This window comes from Bacillus cereus group sp. BfR-BA-01311 (assembly GCF_022664295.1).
In the GTDB taxonomy this organism is placed as follows: Bacteria; Bacillota; Bacilli; order Bacillales; family Bacillaceae_G; genus Bacillus_A; species Bacillus_A cereus.
This window is the reverse complement of the sequence record NZ_JAKUHC010000009.1, coordinates 98,521-120,082: the sequence shown is the minus strand read 5'-3', so window position 1 is coordinate 120,082 and position 21,562 is coordinate 98,521. Positions and strand designations below refer to the sequence as shown.

Here is a 21,562-nt window from a genome sequence, read left to right as displayed (position 1 = left end):
CAACATTAAAAATATGTTACTTTATTATAAAAAAGAACAACAGAAACATTACAGTTTTGTAAAAATCAATCCATTATATTCCTCAAAAAAACGTTCAAACCATTGATACAATAGGATTCTTCATTTTCTATTTAGGTAACTTTATCCAAAAACCCCCTCTTAAAACCAAGTATAAAAACACTATAAATTCCTTTTATACTCTATATTTCTCTTATTTTTGCTCCCTTCTTCTCTTAGGATAAATTAGGTAATTTTAAAGTCTATGAATTTTTTTCCATCTTTTTTCTCGCAAATTGTATGCTACGATGAATTTGTCAGTCAGACAGGCTGTCAAAAACAAATCGTGTGAAAACAAATTAAAACTTTATATAGGGGGACACACATCATGAAAAAGCGTGTTTTATTATCTGTAGCTGCTGCAACAGCTCTTACTTTAGGAGTATCTTCTCTAGATGCACAAGCTGCAACAGTACAACCATCTAACGTAAAGGTTCAAAATATTCAGCATTCAAAAGTAATGATGAAACAAATGAGCCAACAAGAATTACAAGCATTCTTACAATCTATGGGAGTTGAATCATTAGCACAATGGCAACAAGGAAACTTCCAACCAAACTGCTTCATTCCTGGTCAACAACCTACTGAAAATGTTGTAACTGAGCAACCAACAGCTAAGCCAGAAACTCAAAAGCCAGTTGAGCAAAAACCTGCCGAGCAAAAGCCTGCTGAAGAAGTTCAAAAACCAGAAGCTCAAAAGCCTGCTGAAAACAACAATACTCAAAAACCTGCTGAACAAAAACCAGCTGAGCAAAAGCCTGCTGAAGAAGCAAAATCTTTAAGCGAGTTTGAACAACGTGTTGTTGAATTAACAAACGCTGAGCGTGCAAAACAAGGCTTACCAGCACTAAAAATCGATACTGAATTAAGCAAAGTAGCACGTATTAAGTCTGAAGATATGCAAAAAAACAACTACTTTGATCATAACAGCCCTACATACGGGTCTCCGTTTGACATGATGAAGAAATTTGGCATTTCTTATACATCTGCAGGTGAAAACATCGCTCAAGGCCAACGTACACCTGAAGAAGTAGTACAAGCTTGGATGAACAGCGCTGGACACCGTGCAAACATCTTAAATAACGGCTTCACTCACATCGGTGTTGGTTATGTAGAAAGCGGCAACTACTGGACACAACAATTTATTACGAAGTAAATAGATTAAAAGAGTCTTCTCATAATGAGAAGACTCTTTTTTAAGTTTCATAGCTTTCTATTATGTATGAATAGAAAATATATAACACAAACAACATAGATCCACAGCTTATTACACTAAGCAATACATAAAATCCCCACTCTAAGTTCAAAAACAATGAAAACAATATGCCACATGCCATCACTTGAAAAATCCGTCTACTCACTAAACGAATTTTTTGTAATTTAATTGGGTCTTTTTCTTTTTCTTTGCCTTTTATTTTCTTAAATTCTTTACTCAGCATAAAAAGAAACATACTAATCCCAATCGTTAATCCTGTTTGAAAGGATATCAAATCCCCAAAATTAATAAAGAGGATAAGCATATGAATAAACAATATAAATAATGTAATTTTCTTTATAAATCCGCCTATAATACCATGCTCTCTTTCATTAAACTTAAATATATTATGTGAAATAATATACAAAAATCCATATGAAAAAATAATAAAACAGGGAATAAATGCTACAACAATTTGTTTACTCATAAACTCGTTTGGCTCACCATTTACATTCCAATGTACTGCCATACGATTTGGTAAATAGGGATAAAAACATAGTGTAAGTAAAAGACAAGCGAAAAATATTCCAAGTACATACTTATATTTGATCAAGCGATTCTCACCTCTCTTTTCTCTTAACGGCTTCGCTTCTTTTAGAGAAATCCCTGCAAAAATCTACTTTTTTCAAGTTAAAACTTATACTTTACGCATTTTCTTTTTGAAATTCTTTTATTTTATTATTTAACTTTGTAGGAAACGGCACATCAACTTCAATCGCTTCTTTCGTAATTGGATGCAAGAAATTTATCTTCATTGCATGCAATGCTTGACTGGACATATATTTTGTTTGTCCACCATATAATACATCCCCAACTAGTGGATTACCATTATGACTCATATGAACACGAATTTGATGTGTTCTACCCGTTTCTAATTGTAATGTTACGAAAGTCGTGTTTTGCTTCTTAAAATACTTTTCTACTTTATAATATGTGATAGCTTGGTCACCTTTTGGAGAAATACGACGCCTTGTAGCATGATGGCGATCCCTTCCAATAGCAGCATCAATCTTTCCTTGTTTCTTCTTTACTTTCCCTTCAACGAGCGCTGCGTACGTCCTTTTAATTTTTCTTTCCATTAATAGACAATCCATAATTGCACCAGCAATTCTATGCTTAGCAAACACGACACCACCTGTCGTATCTTTATCTAAACGATGAATATGACGCACCTTCGTCTCTAAACCTTGCATTTGAAAATGAAAAGCAACAAGATTTGCAAGCGTCCCGGTTCCACCTTTTTCAGCAGGGTGTGTGTCCATTTGCTCTGGTTTATTTACGATGAGTACGTGATCATCTTCGTATACTACATGTAATTCGCCATATTCTGGATCTACACCGTACTCTTCCTCCGCAAACATATGGACTTGTAACTTATCGTTCTCTTTTAAAAGCTCATTCCATCTTCTTTGTTCCCCGTTAACCGTAACACCTTTTTCCATACGAAGCTGATGTAATAGCTTTTTCGGTATTTCCCATTCTACTTTTAATACCGATTCAATACTTATACCATTCCATTTAGCTGGAACAGTAATTTCACACCATTCGCCCTTTTTCTTTGTTTCCATACTGTTTATCACCTTATTTCTATTGATTCTCTCATTGTAACGGAAAACATGCTTGGATGCACTGTCAAAAATAGAGGACAGTCTTATAATAGACTGCCCCTCAAGCTCTAAGTCTTTTCATTTCTAACAATACTTCTTCAGCTTTTTGTTCATACGATAAATCTTTAAAGAAATCCGCCAACCTTTTATAGTCATTGTAAGCATCTAATAAATCGTCCATCTTTTCTATTTTCATCACTTGTTGTTTTTGTTTCATTTTTACTGGATAGCGATAACCTGATACTTCTTGTATTTTGTAATACTCATCCTCTACTTGAACGACCTTTACAAGTTCTTCCTCTTCTGCATCCATCGTATACCCGTCAAATTCTCTAAGTAGTTCATAAATGATATGAGTCCATTCATCTTTTGGATAAAATCCTTTTTCTAACCGATAACCGACAATGCGATACATATGCCCATCGTTCTCGGCAAACTGTACTGTATCATTTAACTTAAACTTAAAATAACGAAACATTGCCTTCACCTACTTATTATGTAATGTTCTTATCACATACTATTTGCAAAATATAGGCTTTGCTATTCATAAAAAATGCTCATCAATATGATGAGCATTTTTTACAATGATTTTTCTCGTTTTTTTCGAAATGGTAACCACCAGTTCCAGTCTCCAAATAACTTCATTAAGCTTGGTACGAGCATAAGACGAATAATTGTTGCATCAAGAAATATTGCTAATGCAACGCCAAGACCCATCTGCTTTACTGGTAAAATATCAGTAAATGCGAATGCACCAGTTACAACAATCATTATTAAAGCAGCTGATGTAATAATTCTACTTGTTGAAACGAGCCCTTCTAACGTTGCTTGATCGTTATCTCCTGTTTCTTCATAGAGCTCATGAATACGTGAAATAAGAAATACTTCATAATCCATACTAAGCCCAAATACGAGGCCAAAAATGAAGATTGGTAAGACAAACAGAACCGGACTCGCTTCTAAACCGAAATGACCACCTTCAAATAACCAAACAACAATTCCAATAGTTGCACTTAAACTAAGTATATTCATAACAATTGCCTTAATTGGAATGAGTATAGATCGGAATGCAAATAATAATATAACAAAGGTCGATCCAAATATAACAGACATACCAATTACTACTTTATCTTTAATTTCATCTTCTAATTCTTGTTGAAACGTCGTCATTCCGCCTAGATAATAAGTAACATCCGTTTCTTTATAGTTCTTTTTAAAGTCACGCACCCACTGTTTTGCAGTCTCTGTACGTGGTTTTGTTTTCAAAAAGATTTCTATCGTCGTCTTATTCCCTTGCGTGTATGCTTCAAATACAGGAGTTAGTTTCGCTGATTCTGGCGACTGCAACATTCCAACAACTTGATCTGCTTTCATTCCAGTTAACCCGTCGTATAAACTTCTTACTTCATGTACTTTCTTATCATCTTTTAACTTTTGAACGACTTCTTCTATCTTTTGTAGACTTTCTTTTTCTTTCATATCTTTTTTCGTCTCTACAACTAACGTAACATCAGCGTGTGTTTTGACAGTTTCATTAAATACTTCTTCATAGTTTTCATATGCAATCCTTGTATCACTCTTTTCAGGTAAAGCTTCAACACCAGGGAACTGCAAATTAGCTGTACGTAACGGTAATAAGCAAATAACAATAAATGTTGTAACAACAATAATCATTGCAATTGGATGTTTCATCACAAATTTTGCAAATTTACGCCATGCTTTTGCCGGCGTATGTGCTACTTGATTCTTTTTTAATATTCTTTTACCGATTAACGATAATAGTGCTGGAAGAAGTGTGAGTGAGAATAAAATACTCATAATGACAACAATCATTCCGCTAATCGCGACAGATTGAATATAATCTATCTTAAAGAAAAACAAACCGGATAACCCAACAAATACGCATAATCCTGAAAATACAATCGCACGTCCTGCCGTTTGATATGTAATTGCTATCGCTTCTTTTACCGTTCGTTTAGCAACTTCCTCTCGAAAACGGTTCACAAATAATAGCGCAAAATCAATAGATAATGCAAGTCCAATCATCGGTGCAACGTTTAACACGAAAATAGATAGTTCTTTATCAACACCGATGAAATACAATATCCCCATCGTACTAATAACACTAAGCGCCCCATTCAAAATCGGTAAAATTGATGCCAAAAGACTACCAAACGAAAATAGTAATACAAGAAACGCAATTGGTAATCCAATCATTTCTGCTACTTTTAAATCATTTTGCGTTCTTTCATTAATCTCTTTATTAATTTTCGGAAATCCTGTAGGTGTTACTTTTAATGCTACATTACTTTCTTTCTCAATCTCATCAGCAAATTGTAATGTCTTTTCCATTCTTTCTTTATTTGTTTTCCCGGAAAATAAAATTGTCGCATAACCGATGTCATCTTGTAGCATTTCTTTATTTTGGATTGGGTGATGGAAAGATTCATAGTTCTCTTTCTCTTGAACATTCTTTACAATTTCATCTATTCGCTTTTTAAATTCCTCATGCGAAGCATCTTTATTTTTCTCAAAAACGAGCAGAAGCGTATCTTGAGACTTCTTAAAATCTTTATCTAAAATTTCTTTCGTTTTTTGATAGTCGCCTTCCGTTTGGAAACCATCACCACCTAATACTCCCGGTAGCTTTGGAGCAAAAATCCCAAGTGCGATTGCGAGCAACAGTAACGCTACAATTACTGTATAACGGAACTGATACAAAAAGGCTCCTAACTTCCCCCACTTATCAACTTTATGTACATTTGTCTTCACACATTTTCACCTACTTTACATGATTCAATTGTCACTTATACTGTATCACATCTTGATATAAACAAAAAACGTCTGGAAAACTATAATGATAGTTTTTCCAGACGTCTTTCTTTCTATCTCTCTTTATTAAGCCCTAATCTCTCAGTAAGTAAACGATGGTAGTAAATCGCCATAATTAACAAAATACCACCTACGCAGTAACCAGCTAAAATATCAGTTGGGTAATGTACATTTAAAATGACTCTACTTAATCCAATCGATACAATTACTATACCCATCAAAATCGTTGTGGCACATTTGCCAGCTACGCTTTTCAAATTAGCAGCAATGATATAAGTAAGAAATCCAAATGTCATAATCGATAACATTGCATGTCCACTAGGAAAACTATATCCAAGTGCATCTAGCGCTTCATTTAATGACGGACGTTCTCTCTTTACAATCTCTTTTATCCCTTTATTCACAAGATGTGTTATTAAAATTCCCATTGGATATACAATCATCGCAGCATAATAACGCTTCTTCCAAAAAACAAGCAAACTTATAACGAGCGTAGCGACTATCCCAATTGCTGATCCCAATTTTGTAAAGTACGAGAAAAATGTAAGAGAACTTTCCGTTTGCAGCCCTCTTACTAATCCACGGACATATGTATCCATCACTGTAACGCCACCTGCATGTACGCGCCAAGCAACAATACCAAATACAGCAAATAACAAACCGATACACATTAGCTCATACTGATGTAACTTCTTCTTCAAACGATTTCCTCCTACTATGAAAAAATGCGATTTCTACTTTAGAAACCGCATTTCCTTACTTATTTACCTTTTGTTTTTAGCTCTGTCCAGTAACGATCATAGTCTTTTAACTTATCGTCCACATCAACAAGCCATTCTGTACGATCTAACTCTTCTTTCGTTAAGAAAATCATGTGATTATCACGGTATTCTTTACTATGAAGAGGATGAGCTTTTTCATTTGGATTACTGTAACCAATTGATTCGTAGTTTTTCACACTTACTTTTTCATCTAGTAAGTAGTTCATAAATTTCTCAGCAAGCTCTTTATGTTTTGCACCTTTTGGAATTGCTAACGTATCAGCCCAAATTGTGCCGCCTTCTTTTGGTACAACATATTCTACATCTTTATTATCTTTTGCGATAAATGCTGCATCTCCAGACCAAACTGTTCCGATCCAAGCATCTTCTGTAATGAATTTTTGTTTAATGTTATCTGTATCAAACGCTAACAAGTTTGGAAGCAGCTTCTTTAAATCATCTGCTGCTGTCTTTAATTGTGCATCGTCTTTCGTACTGTTTGAGAACCCGTGCTTCTTAAGACCCATTCCTAATACTTCACGAGAATCGTTTAGTAACGTTACATGTCCTTTATATTTCTCATTCCATAAGTCAGCCCAGCTTGTAGGTGCTTCTTTCACATACTTTTTATTGTATGCAATCCCTGTTACACCCCAAGTGTACACTAAAGAATATTTATTCTCTGGATCAAACGCAGGTGTTTTAAAATTAGAAACCATGTTTTCGATATTCGGGATATTCTTTTTATCTAACGGTGCTAATAAGTCCATTTTCGCCATTGTTTTAACCATGTAATCAGACGGCTGGATTAAGTCATACTTTGCGCCACCAGCTTGTAATTTCGCAAGCATTTCTTCATTACTTGCGTACTTGTCATAGTTAATTTTCACATTATATTTCTTTTCAAAATCTTTTAGCACCTGCTCATCAAAATTGTCAGCCCAGCTATAAATATTTAATTCTTCTTTCTTTTCACCACAACCAGCAAGCACACCAGCAACAAGGCTAAAGCTAATTGCTACGCCAGCTATTCTTTTCATTAATTTCATCTGTTTATTACCCCCTTGTACTTTCTATATCGTTCGTATTATAAAGGAAGGTGTCCTCCAGAGTTTTCTTCACCATCTGCACCTTTGTTCCGGAAGATTTCAGATAGAACCATTAATCCTACGATAGCCACAATTAAAATTGTAGAAAGAGCATTAATTTCTGGTGATACTCCGCGCTTAACCATACTGTAAATGTATAGTGGCAATGTTGTTGATCCTGGTCCTGATACGAAGAAACTAATTACAAAATCATCAATTGATAATGTGAATGTTAATAATGCTGCTGAAATAACTCCCGGTGCAATTGCTGGGAACGTTACATAACGAAACGTTTGCCAAGGTGTTGCTCCTAAATCATTTGCAGCTTCTTCTAAGTCACGTCCCATACTTGAAAGACGCGCAGCTAAAATAACAACAACAAACGAAATGCTAAATGTAATATGCGCAATAATAATCGTTGTTTGTCCAAGTTCCATTCCTAACTGACTGAAAAGAATTAGTAAAGATAATCCCATTAAAATATCAGGAATTAAAATTGGTAAATATACAAGGCCATTAATAGCCCCTTCGAAACGATATTTATAACGATGTAAAGCAATTGCAAAGAATACACCAAGTACCGTTGTCACAATCGTTGTTATAACTGCAATCGTAATACTATTTACAAATGCATCAATAACATCTTGTTTTTGAAATAAATCTGTATACCAATGGAATGTAAAACCTTCCCACTCCGCATTAATGCGAGAGTCGTTGAAAGAATAGACCATTAAAACCATCATTGGAAAATACAAGAATAACAAAATTAACCAAGAATAAGAAACTAAAAACTTCTTCATCTTTGCCTATTCCCCTCCGTTCTCATTATATTTATATACTTTCGTTGCACGATAATATAAGTAAATTAACAGAACAGAGAATAGAACAACGATAATCGATAACGCAGATCCAAACGGCCAGTCACGTGCACCTAAGAATTGATTTTGAATAACGTTTCCGATTAATGCTACTTTCGATCCGCCCATCACGTCTGATACAACAAACATTCCGATAGAAGAAACGAATACTAAAATAGAACCAGTCGCAATTCCTGACATCGTCATCGGCACTGTTATATTCCAAAATGCCTTTATTGGTGTTGCTCCTAAATCATAAGCCGCTTCTAGCTTACGCTTATCCAGCTGCTCAATTGCTGCATACACTGGTAAAATCATAAATGGTAATAAAGAATAGACCATTCCGAGTATTACAGAAGGAGTATTATATAATAAATTTAACGGTTCACTAATAATGCCAAGCTTTAATAACAACGTATTCACAAGACCTTGTGAACGTAAAATAACAATCCATGCGTATGAACGAACAAGAAAGTTAATCCAAAACGGGATCGTTGCCAATAATAAAAGAATAGAGCGGTATTTGCGGTCAACAATTGTAATTGTATAAGCAAACGGATAACCAATTAATAAACATATTACTGTCGTAATAACTGCGATTTTAACAGTTTCCCATAACGTTCCTAAGTACAATGGATCAAATACACGGGATATATTTTCCAGCGTAAATTGCATTTCTACTGTCCCGTAAGCTCCGCGCTGCATGAAGGCGAATCCTAATACGAATACGAGCGGGATTAGGAAGAAAATTAACAGCCACGCGACTGTAGGTAGTGCGAGTAATTTCCCTTTTTTCAATTTAAGGTCACCTCGTCCTCTTGCTCCCAGCCTACATATACATTATCTCCAATGCTCCACTGCGCTGCCTCTTCAGCAGTTTGATATGCCATTAGTAATTCTGATGTTTTCTCATCACGTACATAAAGCTTCTCCATATTTCCGACAAACTCAATATCTTCAATATGTCCAAGATGGTATTCTTTTAAAATTGGTTCTTCAACCGAACGTACTTTTACATTTTCAGGGCGAATTGCTACATAGCCTTCCCCGTTCTTCACAATATTATTTTCACCGATGAATGTCGCAACGAACAATGTTTTCGGCTTATTATAAATTTCTTTCGGCGTTCCGATTTGTTCGATATGTCCTTTATTCATAACGACAATACGATCGCTCATGCTCATTGCTTCTTCTTGATCGTGCGTTACGTATATGAACGTAATTCCTAAATTACGTTGTAAGTTTTTCAATTCACGTTGCAAGTCTTTTCGTAACTTAAAGTCAAGCGCTCCAAGTGGCTCATCTAATAGTAATACACGCGGATTATTTACAATCGCTCTTGCAATTGCAACACGCTGCTGTTGTCCACCAGAAAGCTTCGCAGGTTTACGATTACGGAACTCAAGTAACTGCGTTAAACGCATTGCCTCTTCAGCACGCTCTTTCTGCTCTGCTGCTGATACTTTCTGCATTTTCATACCAAAACAAATATTCTTCTCTACTGTCATATGTGGGAATAGTGCGTAATGTTGGAACACTAGGTTCATATGACGTTTATATGGCGGCAAATCGTTAATTCTTTCATCATCTAATAAAAGATTCCCTTTAGTTGGAGTTTCAAATCCTGCGATCATACGAAGTAAAGTCGTTTTCCCGCAGCCACTCGGCCCTAAAATTGTTAAAAACTCTCCCTCTTTAATATCTAAAGAAAGAGGTGGGATAATCACTTGATTTCCAAAATGTTTTTCAACTGCTTCAACTTTAATAATCTTTTTCATTTTCCCGTCCTATCTACCTTAAATTTTAAATTTTTATATTCATGAATAAATATTTATGTTCTATAGACTATTTTTTGTTTCGATCCAAACAAAAATGGTTATTTAACAAGCGTTCGTTTCTATTCTTTATGTAGTATGTTTGATTCATTTTCGCATGATACATAACGTCGAACAGAAAAACCCCTTCCATTGCGAAGGGGCTATTATCATACGGCTACGCCTACTGATAAACACCATCATCATTTTAACAACTTTCGTATGAATTTTAAAGCACTTTTTGTAGAAGAGTAACGAATTTTCATGTCGAATGCTGTAGATTGGGCTAAAATGCTTTTATAATGTGAAAAAGTCCGAAAACTTTCTTTCCCATGATAACCCCCTAATCCACTACTTCCAACACCCCCAAAAGGTAAATATGGCGTGGCAAGATGATAGACAACATCATTAATACAGCCTCCACCATATGAAATATTACTCGTCACTTTCTTTTGTATTTCTTTATCTTCAGAAAATACATATAACGCTAACGGCTTCGGATGTTGCTGGATTGTGCCAATTACATCTTCTATGTTGTTGTACTCTATGATTGGTAAAATCGGACCAAAAATTTCATCTTCCATAACAGTATCTTTCCATGTAATATCCGCTAGTACTGTCGGTTCAATATGTAATGTATCTTTCTTATAGTTTCCACCAATTACGACTTGACCATCTTGTAAAAATCCACATAATCTTTCAAAATGACGCTCACTTACAATACGCACATAATTTTCATTTTGCAAAGGTTCTTTACTATACTGCTCTATAATTTCATGTCGCAGTGCCTCAATTAGCTTTTCTTTCACGGAAGAATGCACATACATATAATCAGGCGCTACACACGTCTGCCCTGCATTTAAAAACTTACCCCAAACAATTCTTCTTGCTGTCATCTCTATCTTTGCATCTTGATGTACAATACAAGGACTTTTCCCGCCAAGTTCTAAAGTGAGCGGCGTCAACTGTTTCGCTGCTGCTTCCATTACAACTTTTCCAACGCCAACACTACCAGTAAAGAAAATATAATCAAATGGTTCCCTCAGCAAAGATGTACTCTCTTCAACGCCACCTTCTACTACCGCTACAAGCTCTTCTGGGAATAATTCATCTAACATTCTCTTAAGCACTTTTGAAACGCTTGGTGTTAACTCTGACGGCTTTAAAACGATTGTATTTCCAGCTGCCAGTGCTCCTACAAGTGGTGCAATTGCTAATTGAAAAGGATAGTTCCACGGTGCAATAATAAGTGTCACACCATACGGTTCTGGCACTACTTTTCCTTTTGATCCAAAATGAGTAAGTGCTGTTCGAACTCGTTTCGGTTTACTCCACGATGACATATGTTTCAATTGAAAGGAAATTTCTTTTAATACATATCCAACTTCCGTTGTAAACGACTCGTGAACTGACTTATTTAAATCTAATTTCAATGCCTGAAATATTTCTTCTTCAAAATGCTGAATGCCTTCATAAAGCTTCTTCAAATTATTCTTTCGCATTTCGATGCTTCTCGTATGCCCTTTTAAAAAATATTCCTTTTGCCTACTTACAATAGAGGAAATACTCATTCACTCACCTTCTCCCACTATTTTTATCCAATTCTTTCATTATTTATATAGACTTCATATATAACAAATTTCTATTCTTAAAGTTACATTATATATGACTTTTTCAGCTATATAAAATTCATTGCTCACAAAAAAACTACCGAAAGAAAATCTCTCGGTAGTTTTACAGTATTAACGATATAAACGAACAGCACCTGCAGAATTATCATCAGCTTGTCCTACTACTTCAAACTTCAGACCAAGCTTCGGTAAAATACGTCCTGCATCTGGAATCTGTTGATTAATATACGTTTTAGAATCATCAAACTTCGGTACACCTGCTAAACCATCATACGTATACGTTCCACGCGTTGGAGATACAACTTTCCAAGCTGGCGTTTTATCGAATGAGAACGCCGCATCTGCGATTTGGAATCGCGTACTACTTTCCACTGTCGGTTTACCATTTAAAGTTCCTACAATTGCTTCTGGATGAGAATCAACTACACCTAGGAAACCGTGTCCTGGATGTACACCTACCCAGTTATCTGTGTAAGCTGAATCTGCATACCATACGACCATACCAGCGTTATATACTGGACCACGTGCAAATTTTAACGCGTTATCTGAACCAGCATAGTTTCTCCACTCAACATAGTAGTTATGGCTTTTCTTCTCTGTTCCGTTAGAAACAGCAAAACCATCTAATTTGAATTGTGCCGTACCTTCTGCGTCATCAGAGAATACTACTTTATCATCTACTGTTAATGAAGCATTATCAAGTAAGAAACCATTTAATGCTAAACCACCATCAGTAATGTAATCAAATGTTAATTTTACTTTCTTACCTTTGAACTGGCTTAAATCATATGATTTGTCAATCCATTTTCCATTTGTCGAATCTGCATTTCCACTATTTGCTTTCTCACCAAGTCTTTCAATTAACGTTTGTTGACCATCTTCCGTTACAGCGTGTACTTCAAGGAAATCATACTCTGCTTCAATTTCATATAATGATTTGAAGTCAAATTTTGCAGTCGTTGCATTTGTTAAATCGAACAGTGGTGTTTCCATCTTCGTATGAAGATCATCACCCTTTGTGCTGTAGTAATACTGTTTTCCGAATGCCGGCTCAATTGTTTTTATATCTTTGTCTGGTAAGTTAACACGAATCATACCTGGACGGTTAGATTTCGTAACACTTTGGTCTAAATATGTTGCTAGGCCGATACCTTTATTTAATTTCTCGTAATCTACTTCTACGATATTTGCCCAGTTACCACCGATTGTTTTTTGGAAAAACTCTTTATTTTGTGGTGATAAGCTCGTTGGTGTTGTACCTGCAATTTTACCAGCCCAGCTTCCGCCACTCATGATAGACCAAGCTTGAATTGGCTCACCAGCACCGCTATATTGTGTATCATACTCATCTGGTAAACCTAAATCATGACCATATTCATGCGCGAATACACCAACTGCTCCATCTTCTGGTTCAATTGTGTAGTCGAACGCTGCCATCTTTCCACCCCAATATGGAACTTTCGCTTGTGTACCTTCAATTGCGAATGGTTTTGGTCCAACTGTCCAGCGATGTGACCAAATTGCATCATCACCTAATTTACCACCACCTGCTTCTTGTCCAACACCTGCATGAATAATCATTAAGTGATCAATTAAACCGTCTGGTTGATTTTTATTTCCATCGCCATTTACATCATATTGATCAAATTGATCAAACTCTGATAGATCAAGACCGCTATCTACAGCTGCTTTTAATGCATCTTTTACTAAATCACGTGGTCCCTTTGGTCCTTTATTATCATGACCGCCGCTAGCAGCATCTGCACCGTAATCAGCAGCTTTACCAGGAACTGTTAACCATTTTGTAACTGTTCCATCTACAGTGTAACTACCACCAGATTGCTCTTCGTAATATTGTTTAAACGTTTCAATTTTACTTCCATCATCTAATGTAAACGGCTCGTCACCGAATAGCATTTTTTCATAGTGTTCTTTGTTAAAGTCTTCCGAATACATATAACCAGGCTCTTTATCGATATTGTTATGTTTAAAGTCAGCGTACTCTACAAGTAAAACGAGTACTTTATCTTTACGCACATCACCGTTATACGCTTTTTGCTTTGCTGGAGATGTTGGTACTTTACCATTTAATCCGCCTTTAACTGGTCCTGTCGCTGCAGGTGTTCCTGTTGCAGGGTTATCTAATTTTTCTTTCGTGTCTGCTTTCGCATCTTTCACTTTCTTTAAAAAGTCAGATGCTTCTTTTGTAAGTTGATCCCCATTTGGTACTTCTTTCCCAGGATTTTCACCCTTTTTGTTCTCTACATACTTTTCGACAGCTTTCTTTGTTTCTTTCTCTGAAGCTGACGAATCAATTACCCCACGTTTTTTTAGCGCATCTGCTAAACGTTCTTCCGGAATTAAGTGATCATCAACTGGGCTCGTAGCTGTTTTATTCGCAGGCGTTTCAGCATATGCAGATTGAGTGCCAGCTCCGAATGAAAGGCCTAATACAGCTGTTAAAGCGATTGATGACAAAACTTTGAACGGTTTCTTGTTCATCCCATATTTCCTCCCCTAATAAATAATATGTATTACAAATTGAATTTTATTAAAAATTCAATATTTTTTCAATATTTAGTCATATTATGTAATATTTTTAATATACTTGTAAAAATTTCATAGTTAGCATACGAATATATCACAATTCAACAATGTTTTCTGAAAATATTGAAAGTTTTTATCGAACAATTTATAATTTCCATAGAGGGAGTTTAATGGGGATTTTATCTTTGTTTCATCTACAAAATATTTGATAATTCACTATATAAAACACAAAATCCGATTGCATTATCATGTATTATGTAGCAGCAATTATGACCGATAATTAGGGAGGAATTACATTTGTACAAAGATAAGACAGACGCACTGGATCAAGAATGGATTGATTTAATACTTGAAGCTCTAGATGCTGGTATCGCCATGCAAGACATCGAGCAATTTTTCCAACGTATGAAGCCATCCAGTCAGGCTCAATAGGTTTGTTCTTTTTAACGAAGTTTATGTTATAATAATGACATCATAAGACAACTACATATTGATAGAAAGGTGCGCAAATATGATTGGAGAACGTATAAAACGCCTTCGTTTACAAAAAGGGATTTCATTAACTGAACTTGCCGAAAAAGCTGGCGTTGCTAAATCTTACATTAGTTCTATAGAACGAAATTTACAAAAAAACCCTTCCATTCAGTTTCTTGAAAAGATCGCAGCAGTTCTACAAATTCCAGTTGATACTTTACTTCATGATGAAACAACAAAGGAAACTAACCTAGACTCCGAATGGACACAACTCGTTAAAGATGCAATGAACTCTGGTGTCTCCAAAGAACAATTTCGTGAATTTCTTGAATTTACAAAGTGGAAGCAAAATCAAAAATAATAATAGAAAGAAGTGCTTACAACCAGCACTTCTTTTTCTTTATAAAAAAAAGCGGGAATACCCGCTTTTTTATTATTTTTCTTCCCCAGCTTCTTGGTTGGCATTGAATGTCCATTCTAAATTCAATGTATCACCTTGGAAGATATTTTGGTCTTTTCCATCATCTACGAATTCAAATTGTACCCATAGATAATCCTCTGTACCAGCTGCTAATCCACCCTTTTCTCCCCACTCAGGAGCAAAGATATCTTTAGCTAAAAGATCTGGATCAACTTTTTGTAAGTCTGCTAAAGTTGTTTCATATACAGGCTCACTTTGTTTATCCCAGTTCCAAAGGAATTTTACTTTAACGTGCTTACCAAAGTCTTCACCAGCATTATCACCTTTTGCATCTTTAACAGTATACTTTGTTGCTAATTTAACGTCTTTAATAGTTAACGAACCGCTGTTTTGTAATAAGAACTCTTTCTTAACAGAATCCCCTGGTTTTAAATCTTTAATATCTACAAGCGTCTTAGGGTTTAATGTAAGGTCTAACGTCCCAGCTGCAAATGTATTGTTTGATACTTCTTTATCGCTAAAGAATGCAAATGTTCCTCCGCCAATTAAAGCTAACCCCAATGCTGCTGATGCAACTCCCATACCTAATTTCTTTTTCAGACTCACAATCAATTCCCCCTAGCTTTTTTTTATATTTTTATCACTTATTTTTCAATAAGAGATATAAAGAAAACTATATTAGCTTAGCTAATATGTGTTCTTTTTTAAAAACCTTATGTTCATTATAACGAACAAACCTATATAAACACAACACATATTTATTAATATTTTCAGTTATTTTTATTTCTCAATATTATTTAGATTTTCCAGAAAAAAATAATGATAATTTATAACTTTTTTCACACTCAAATCATTTAATACTATAAGAAAAAAGAAAAACAAAGAGGTGAGGGCTAACGTTCCCTCACACTCGTATAAATATTACTAGTCTTGCTTATTCGTTCGCTCTCTCTTACACCACATTCTTATTTTTCGGCTGTTTCACTAAAGCAGTTACTCCACTTTCTTCTGCTCTTCTAGCTTTTTCTGTTCTTCCACTTTCTTTTGCTCTTCTACTTTTTTCTGTTCTTCTACTTTCTTCTGTTTTTCTACTTCCTTCTGTTCTTCGGCTTTCTTTTGTTCTTCGGCTTTCTTTTGTTCTTCGGCTTTCTTTTGTTCTTCCGCTTCAATTGCAACGTTTAATTGTTGCTGAAGAGCCTGAATTTGCTCATCAATAGCTTTCAAGCTAATTTCTTTCTCAATATAGTCACGCTTCTCTTTGATACTGCGAAATCCTTCATTTACATATATGGACACTTGCTGCATCGACTCATCTTTATTTACCTTTAATTCTTCTTGTATTTGATTGTAAGGAGCTTCTATTTCAGTATATACATTTTGCAGAGCTTCCTTCTCAGCAACAATTTTCTCACGCCCTTGTTGCCATACAGAAATCGCCTGTTTTATTTCTTCAATAGAAGTTGCTTTCAATTTCCCCTTCATCGTTCCATACTCACGCTCAATAAACTGTTTATGTTTCTCAGATTGCTCTTTTAACGTATTAACTGTTTTCGGAAATATAATTGCTGTAGAAAGCGTCGCTTCTACTTTCGTTTCATGAATGAACGCCGCTTCTGTATGCGTCATAATTTGAGATCCTAAATAAAACGTAATAGAACACATACACGGCAATATAAGCATCTTTTTAAAATTACGCGGTCTTTTCAGCATCTTAATCTCTCCCATCGAACATTACGTTCTTTATACAGAACATTATCTATATTATAGTAAAGAACTATTAAAATTGATAGACAAATACTAGAAAAATAGAAAAAGGGCTATCCATGTGATAGCCCTTTTTATTATTATCTTTCTTCACCTGCTGTTTGTTGTGCATCAAACGTCCAATTTAATTGTAACTTATCGCCTTGGAATTGATTTTGATCTTTTCCATTATCAACGAACTCAAATTTCACTTTGAATTTATCAGATTTACCTGCTGAAATACCTTTTTCATCCCAGAACCAAGCCGATAAATCATTATCTACAGCTGTAAGTGTGTCACCTTTTAATTTATCTAAAGTAGTTTGTTTCACAATTGTCTCATGCTTATCTACATTTTTTAAGAATGTTACTTTAATATGTTTACCAAAATCATCTTTATTATCTTTCTTTACATCTTCTACATTATAATCTGTTTTCAGTAGAACCTTTTTAATATCTAAAGAGCCTTTATTTTCTAGTTTAAATTCTTTTTCAATTGTATCCCCAGGTTTTAAATTCGATACGTTAACAACTGTTGATGGATTTAATGCTAAATCCAGTGTTCCAGCCGCAAATGTATTGTTTGACACTTCTTTATCACTGAAAAATGCAAATGTTCCTCCACCAACTAAAGCTGCTCCTAATACTGCTGATGTAATACCCATTCCTAATTTTTTCTTTAAAGTCATGTCCATATCCCCTTAATATATATTTGTTAACTTCCTAAACGGAAAGTATAACCAAACGAACTAGACGGATTGTTCTACTTTTTTATCTTTCTTTTCTCCGTCAATGCTACGAATAGCACCAAAAATAGAAATAGCGGAATAACCAAGCAAAAAGACTCCTGGAATAATAAGAAGTAATGCTGCTCCTGCTTTCGAATTCGCATAATTCAGTAAATAACCAACATATGGAACTGTAATATCTGCATACTTTCCAACTACATTTTCTGCAAGTACTGGCTCTAAATCTGGTCCGTTGTTGTTATCCCCTTTTGTTTCATACATTACTTTTCCATTTTTATCTTTCACACCGATAATACGGTGAGTGATAATTTTTTGATCTTTCTCTTTAAAGGTAATAACATCACCTTTTTGATATTGAGAACCATCTTTGTTTGGTTCTATTGCAATGATTGATCCTGTTAAAAACGTCGGCTCCATTGATCCTGAAAGAACGCTCTTAAATTGATATCCCATCACTGTCGGATCACCACCGCTTGCTTTTGAAGAAATAACTACAAAAGCTAAAAAAACCATCAATGCAAATAAAACAAATGAGATCGCGTTGCTAATTATCTTCCATATTAATTTCATCGTCTCTCTCCCTCTCCGTTGTTTTATATTATTTGAAGTATGCAATATCCACTTTTGTTCTTTAACAAGAACACAAGTAAATGATATAACGAACTTTAAGTTATTGCAATAAGAAAATTTACAATTATTAGTTATTTAAAATATAGAAAAAAGACTGTGCCAAAATTTTACACAGTCTTTTTTCTATATTTTATTTACCTTCTGATTTCATTCCTTTTGTATTTCGGCGCAACACTACATATAAAATTGCTCCAAATAATATAATCGCACCTATCCCAACACTTATTACTTTCACATTTGAGTCTTTTACTTCAGGCATAGTTGTATCTTTTTTAGGCATCGTAAAAGTGACATCTTCTGTTGAAAGAACATTTACCGTCGCAATTGTTTGATTATTTTTCGTAATATCAACTGCACCAACTACCTCACCACGATGTATTCCTTTATGATATAAAGATTCTTTATCTAATGAAGCCGCCCGGAAAATAGTTTTCACATTTTTCCCTTCATCTTTCTTAAGCATAAGCTCCGCACTTTGTTCCAACTCAGAATTAACATCTTTATTTAAATATGTTGTTTTTTGATGCCAATTATGTTTATCAAGCACCATTTGCTTCGTAAATTGACCGAAAGAATATTCCGCCATCTGCTTCAAATCTTCATAAATTTCAGGTCTTTGAGAAGCCATTACTACGCTTATAATACGATTTCCATCTTTCTCATTTAATAAAACAAGTGTATTACGTGCTTCATTCGTAAACCCTGTCTTACCGCCAATGCTATATGGATTTTCAAAAAAATTAGATTTATTAAAAATAGACACCGTCTGCCTAGACGTCGTAACTGTCGTTCTTTTCGTATTCATCGCTTGTAAAATTTCAGGATACTTTTGCACACCCTTCGTAATCATAGCCATATCATACGGCGTCGTATAATGGTTCGGATCATGCAATCCATTCGGTGTTACAAAGTGGCTATCTTTCGCTCCTAATTGCTTCGCTTTCTCATTCATCATATTAGCGAAATTCTCAACACTCCCGCCAATCCGCTCCGCAATCGCATACGACACATCATTCGCACTCAGCACCATTAAAATCATAAGCGCAGTATTTCTATTAATTGTCTCTCCAGGTTGAAACTCAATTTGATAATTACTCTTCTCTTGATCTAATGCTAATTGTGAAAATGTAAATTGATCCTCTGGCTTTGTATGCTCCATGAGTAAAATCGCTGTTAACACCTTCGTCGTACTAGCAGGATATGCTCGGTGATATGCGTTTTTATCATACAAAACATCTCCTGTTTTCGCATCAATTGTCGTTGCAAACTGACTAAAAACATTCGGTCCTTCCGCAGGTGGTGGTGCAACTTGTTCTGGATTTACTCCAATATTCGTCTCAGCACGCAATGTTATGGGCGTCAAAAAAAACGAACAAATAACTGTAATAAAAACCAAAATTTTCTTAAAATTTACCATATGACTCTCCCTTTTCCATTTACTCCTTAACAAAATAATAAATCTACCAATCATATGTAATTTGTATTATATTGGAAGAAATTTCACTATTTTTTACTATATCATACTTTTACGATAAAGAACATAAATATACAATAAAAATAAGAAGGAATTACTCTTTCTTATCCTTCTCATCAATCAACGAATCTATTAACTTTTGACTAGCTTCCTCGGGCGTAATCTCATCTGTTATTCCCATAAACGACCAACCTTTAGAATCAACCCACTCAACAAACTCTTGTAAAAATTCATCATGTGTAACATCCACATCAAGAATCGATCCATTAATCGAAATCGTTCTATTTTTAGACACGCGCATCTTGAACGTTTTTCTTACCATTACAACTTTTCTCCCTCTACTTCTGAATATTTATAAAGTGAAACTTTCATCAACCCTCACGAATCGGACTTTTACGGGCATTCCGACCCGAACCTAACTTCTTTACTTTTGCTGAATTTCGAGGTAAGGGATCTTACTGCCCGCAAATAGCGAGATAAAATAATCATGTATCTCTGTTATACATGATTTTTAGTAAATTGTAAAAAGGATATATTGGCCAATTTAAATAGCAAAAATGAAAATCTCTTACCTACGTAAACGTAATACGGCATACAATTGCTCATAAATTATTAAATAAATCCATAAAAATATACACTTTAAAACATAATTGAGTAAGCCATTATAGTCTTTTGGAAGATATTATCTAAAATAGTATACTAAACGGATAAAGGATATTTGAATAAAGAAACTGAGGCTTTCTATTTAGCTGGACTCTTAAGTTGTAGACTTAGAGACTGATGCCGGAATTCATATTTAATTTCTATTTCTGTACATCATATCGTAAGAAAGAAGGTAGTACTGTGAAAACAACAGAAAATTTTACTGACAGGGCCGATATATATGCAAAATATCGCCCTAGTTATCCTAATGAATATATTGATTACTTGCTTTCAGCTAACCAACTGAAAGGGAATCGGATTGTGGCTGATATTGGTTCAGGTACGGGGATATTTAGCCACCAGCTGCTTGAAAGTGGTTTACATGTTATTGGAGTTGAGCCAAATGATGATATGAGAAAGATGGCTGAGCAATCGTTAAAACTATATTCTCGTTTTCAATCCATAAAAGCAACTGCTGAAAATACCACTTTAAAAGAAAATAGTGTAGATTTAGTAACTGTTGCCCAAGCATTTCATTGGTTTGATAAAGAGGCTTTCAAAATCGAATGCCAACGAATTTTAAAACAAAAAGCAAATGTTGCACTTGTTTGGAATAGTAGAGATTTAACTAGTCCACTTATTAAAGAGAATGCAGAAATTTGCCAGAAAACCTGTCCAAACTTTAAAGGCTTTAGCGGTGGAATAGATGAAACTCCAGAAGTATTTAACAACTTTTTTAAAGATGGAAAGTATGATTTTAAAGAATATCAAAATGATTTACTTTTTGATTATGAAGGGTTTTTGGGAAGGAATTTATCAGCATCTTATGCTCCGAAAGAAAATGACGAACAGTATAAAAACTTTATTTTTCTCCTATCAGAGCTATTCGAAAAATACAGTAAAGATGGAAAAATTATTCTCCCGAATTTAACACGAAGCTATCTAGGCAATGTATAAACAGCCTGATACAAAGAGACATT

21 protein-coding genes are annotated in these 21,562 nt (G+C 34.8%); 4 read left to right on the top strand and 17 right to left on the bottom strand.

Translation table 11 applies throughout. From position 1 onward, the window contains the following. Positions 1–385: 385 nt before the first annotated feature. Positions 386–1,213 (top strand): CAP domain-containing protein, encoded by an 828-nt coding sequence (locus MR136_RS20080; RefSeq protein ID WP_000747596.1) that lies wholly within the window; start codon positions 386–388, stop codon positions 1,211–1,213. Positions 1,214–1,253: 40 nt separating this feature from the next. Here MR136_RS20080 and MR136_RS20075 read toward each other — a convergent pair whose 3' ends face one another. The 11 genes from MR136_RS20075 to inhA1 form a co-directional block, all read right to left on the bottom strand. After that, positions 1,254–1,865: a DUF1648 domain-containing protein gene (locus tag MR136_RS20075; protein WP_061456933.1), complete on the bottom strand. Its 612-nt coding sequence runs from the start codon at positions 1,863–1,865 to the stop codon at positions 1,254–1,256. 91 nt (positions 1,866–1,956) lie between these two features. Then, positions 1,957–2,880 (bottom strand): RluA family pseudouridine synthase, encoded by a 924-nt coding sequence (locus MR136_RS20070; RefSeq protein WP_242259565.1) that lies wholly within the window; start codon positions 2,878–2,880, stop codon positions 1,957–1,959. Between the two features lie 100 nt (positions 2,881–2,980). Further along, the gene (locus MR136_RS20065) at positions 2,981–3,397 is read right to left on the bottom strand and encodes a hypothetical protein (RefSeq protein ID WP_000490301.1); all 417 of its coding nucleotides are present in this window, start codon (positions 3,395–3,397) and stop codon (positions 2,981–2,983) included. A gap of 101 nt (positions 3,398–3,498) precedes the next feature. After that, the gene (locus MR136_RS20060; RefSeq protein WP_242259564.1) at positions 3,499–5,691 is read right to left on the bottom strand and encodes an MMPL family transporter; all 2,193 of its coding nucleotides are present in this window, start codon (positions 5,689–5,691) and stop codon (positions 3,499–3,501) included. Positions 5,692–5,804: 113 nt separating this feature from the next. Continuing rightward, on the bottom strand, positions 5,805–6,452 hold the full coding sequence (locus MR136_RS20055; RefSeq protein ID WP_000727782.1) for a phosphatase PAP2 family protein: 648 nt from the start codon (positions 6,450–6,452) through the stop codon (positions 5,805–5,807). Positions 6,453–6,511: 59 nt separating this feature from the next. Next, positions 6,512–7,561: a spermidine/putrescine ABC transporter substrate-binding protein PotD gene (gene potD / locus MR136_RS20050; protein WP_000772493.1), complete on the bottom strand. Its 1,050-nt coding sequence runs from the start codon at positions 7,559–7,561 to the stop codon at positions 6,512–6,514. Between the two features lie 38 nt (positions 7,562–7,599). Continuing rightward, positions 7,600–8,400 carry a spermidine/putrescine ABC transporter permease PotC gene (gene potC / locus MR136_RS20045; RefSeq protein ID WP_000714192.1) on the bottom strand — a complete coding sequence of 267 codons (801 nt, stop codon included), beginning with the start codon at positions 8,398–8,400 and terminating at the stop codon, positions 7,600–7,602. Positions 8,401–8,406: 6 nt separating this feature from the next. Continuing rightward, positions 8,407–9,255: a spermidine/putrescine ABC transporter permease PotB gene (potB, locus tag MR136_RS20040; RefSeq protein ID WP_000715500.1), complete on the bottom strand. Its 849-nt coding sequence runs from the start codon at positions 9,253–9,255 to the stop codon at positions 8,407–8,409. After that, positions 9,252–10,235 carry a spermidine/putrescine ABC transporter ATP-binding protein PotA gene (potA, locus tag MR136_RS20035; RefSeq protein WP_000720333.1) on the bottom strand — a complete coding sequence of 328 codons (984 nt, stop codon included), beginning with the start codon at positions 10,233–10,235 and terminating at the stop codon, positions 9,252–9,254. The genes potB and potA overlap by 4 nt, the downstream gene beginning before the upstream one ends. A 239-nt stretch (positions 10,236–10,474) precedes the next feature. Beyond that, positions 10,475–11,842, bottom strand: coding sequence for an aldehyde dehydrogenase (locus tag MR136_RS20030; RefSeq protein WP_017672844.1), 1,368 nt, complete (start codon positions 11,840–11,842; stop codon positions 10,475–10,477). A gap of 171 nt (positions 11,843–12,013) precedes the next feature. After that, positions 12,014–14,404 carry a M6 family metalloprotease immune inhibitor InhA1 gene (gene inhA1, locus MR136_RS20025; RefSeq protein ID WP_017672843.1) on the bottom strand — a complete coding sequence of 797 codons (2,391 nt, stop codon included), beginning with the start codon at positions 14,402–14,404 and terminating at the stop codon, positions 12,014–12,016. Positions 14,405–14,746: 342 nt separating this feature from the next. On the opposite strand from inhA1, the gene MR136_RS20020 reads away from it, so the two are divergent. After that, the gene (locus MR136_RS20020) at positions 14,747–14,881 is read left to right on the top strand and encodes an anti-repressor SinI family protein (RefSeq protein WP_000276219.1); all 135 of its coding nucleotides are present in this window, start codon (positions 14,747–14,749) and stop codon (positions 14,879–14,881) included. 79 nt (positions 14,882–14,960) lie between these two features. After that, a complete protein-coding gene (locus MR136_RS20015) occupies positions 14,961–15,284 on the top strand; it encodes a helix-turn-helix domain-containing protein (protein WP_000578885.1) in 324 nt (107 codons plus the stop codon). Between the two features lie 72 nt (positions 15,285–15,356). On the opposite strand, the gene calY is transcribed toward MR136_RS20015, so the two are convergent. The 6 genes from calY to MR136_RS19985 form a co-directional block, all read right to left on the bottom strand. Next, positions 15,357–15,950, bottom strand: coding sequence for a biofilm matrix protein CalY (gene calY, locus MR136_RS20010; RefSeq protein ID WP_000053713.1), 594 nt, complete (start codon positions 15,948–15,950; stop codon positions 15,357–15,359). Between the two features lie 387 nt (positions 15,951–16,337). Further along, on the bottom strand, positions 16,338–17,069 hold the full coding sequence (locus MR136_RS20005; protein ID WP_242259563.1) for a DUF4047 domain-containing protein: 732 nt from the start codon (positions 17,067–17,069) through the stop codon (positions 16,338–16,340). 119 nt (positions 17,070–17,188) lie between these two features. Next, positions 17,189–17,776 carry a CalY family protein gene (locus MR136_RS20000; RefSeq protein ID WP_000172852.1) on the bottom strand — a complete coding sequence of 196 codons (588 nt, stop codon included), beginning with the start codon at positions 17,774–17,776 and terminating at the stop codon, positions 17,189–17,191. Positions 17,777–17,836: 60 nt separating this feature from the next. Further along, the gene (gene sipW / locus MR136_RS19995) at positions 17,837–18,406 is read right to left on the bottom strand and encodes a signal peptidase I SipW (RefSeq protein ID WP_017672842.1); all 570 of its coding nucleotides are present in this window, start codon (positions 18,404–18,406) and stop codon (positions 17,837–17,839) included. A gap of 190 nt (positions 18,407–18,596) precedes the next feature. After that, complete coding sequence (locus tag MR136_RS19990) at positions 18,597–19,883, bottom strand: D-alanyl-D-alanine carboxypeptidase family protein (RefSeq protein WP_000247031.1); 1,287 nt, start codon at positions 19,881–19,883, stop codon at positions 18,597–18,599. 151 nt (positions 19,884–20,034) lie between these two features. Further along, positions 20,035–20,262, bottom strand: a complete 228-nt coding sequence (locus MR136_RS19985) for a hypothetical protein (RefSeq protein WP_000251856.1) — start codon at positions 20,260–20,262, stop codon at positions 20,035–20,037. A gap of 521 nt (positions 20,263–20,783) precedes the next feature. On the opposite strand from MR136_RS19985, the gene MR136_RS19980 reads away from it, so the two are divergent. Continuing rightward, positions 20,784–21,539 (top strand): class I SAM-dependent methyltransferase, encoded by a 756-nt coding sequence (locus MR136_RS19980; RefSeq protein WP_000858661.1) that lies wholly within the window; start codon positions 20,784–20,786, stop codon positions 21,537–21,539. The last annotated feature ends 23 nt before the right edge of the window (positions 21,540–21,562 follow it).

Excerpts from the sequence above, each read along its gene's own strand:
- MR136_RS20080 (WP_000747596.1), top strand. The coding sequence starts at position 386 with ATGAAAAAGCGTGTTTTATTATCTGTAGCTGCTGCAACAGCTCTTACT.
- MR136_RS20070 (WP_242259565.1), bottom strand. The coding sequence starts at position 2,880 with ATGGAAACAAAGAAAAAGGGCGAATGGTGTGAAATTACTGTTCCAGCT.
- MR136_RS20065 (WP_000490301.1), bottom strand. The coding sequence starts at position 3,397 with ATGTTTCGTTATTTTAAGTTTAAGTTAAATGATACAGTACAGTTTGCC.
- potD (WP_000772493.1), bottom strand. The coding sequence starts at position 7,561 with ATGAAATTAATGAAAAGAATAGCTGGCGTAGCAATTAGCTTTAGCCTT.
- potC (WP_000714192.1), bottom strand. The coding sequence starts at position 8,400 with ATGAAGAAGTTTTTAGTTTCTTATTCTTGGTTAATTTTGTTATTCTTG.
- potA (WP_000720333.1), bottom strand. The coding sequence starts at position 10,235 with ATGAAAAAGATTATTAAAGTTGAAGCAGTTGAAAAACATTTTGGAAAT.
- MR136_RS20030 (WP_017672844.1), bottom strand. The coding sequence starts at position 11,842 with ATGAGTATTTCCTCTATTGTAAGTAGGCAAAAGGAATATTTTTTAAAA.
- inhA1 (WP_017672843.1), bottom strand. The coding sequence starts at position 14,404 with ATGAACAAGAAACCGTTCAAAGTTTTGTCATCAATCGCTTTAACAGCT.
- MR136_RS20015 (WP_000578885.1), top strand. The coding sequence starts at position 14,961 with ATGATTGGAGAACGTATAAAACGCCTTCGTTTACAAAAAGGGATTTCA.
- MR136_RS20005 (WP_242259563.1), bottom strand. The coding sequence starts at position 17,069 with ATGGGAGAGATTAAGATGCTGAAAAGACCGCGTAATTTTAAAAAGATG.
- MR136_RS20000 (WP_000172852.1), bottom strand. The coding sequence starts at position 17,776 with ATGACTTTAAAGAAAAAATTAGGAATGGGTATTACATCAGCAGTATTA.
- sipW (WP_017672842.1), bottom strand. The coding sequence starts at position 18,406 with ATGAAATTAATATGGAAGATAATTAGCAACGCGATCTCATTTGTTTTA.
- MR136_RS19990 (WP_000247031.1), bottom strand. The coding sequence starts at position 19,883 with ATGGTAAATTTTAAGAAAATTTTGGTTTTTATTACAGTTATTTGTTCG.
- MR136_RS19985 (WP_000251856.1), bottom strand. The coding sequence starts at position 20,262 with ATGGTAAGAAAAACGTTCAAGATGCGCGTGTCTAAAAATAGAACGATT.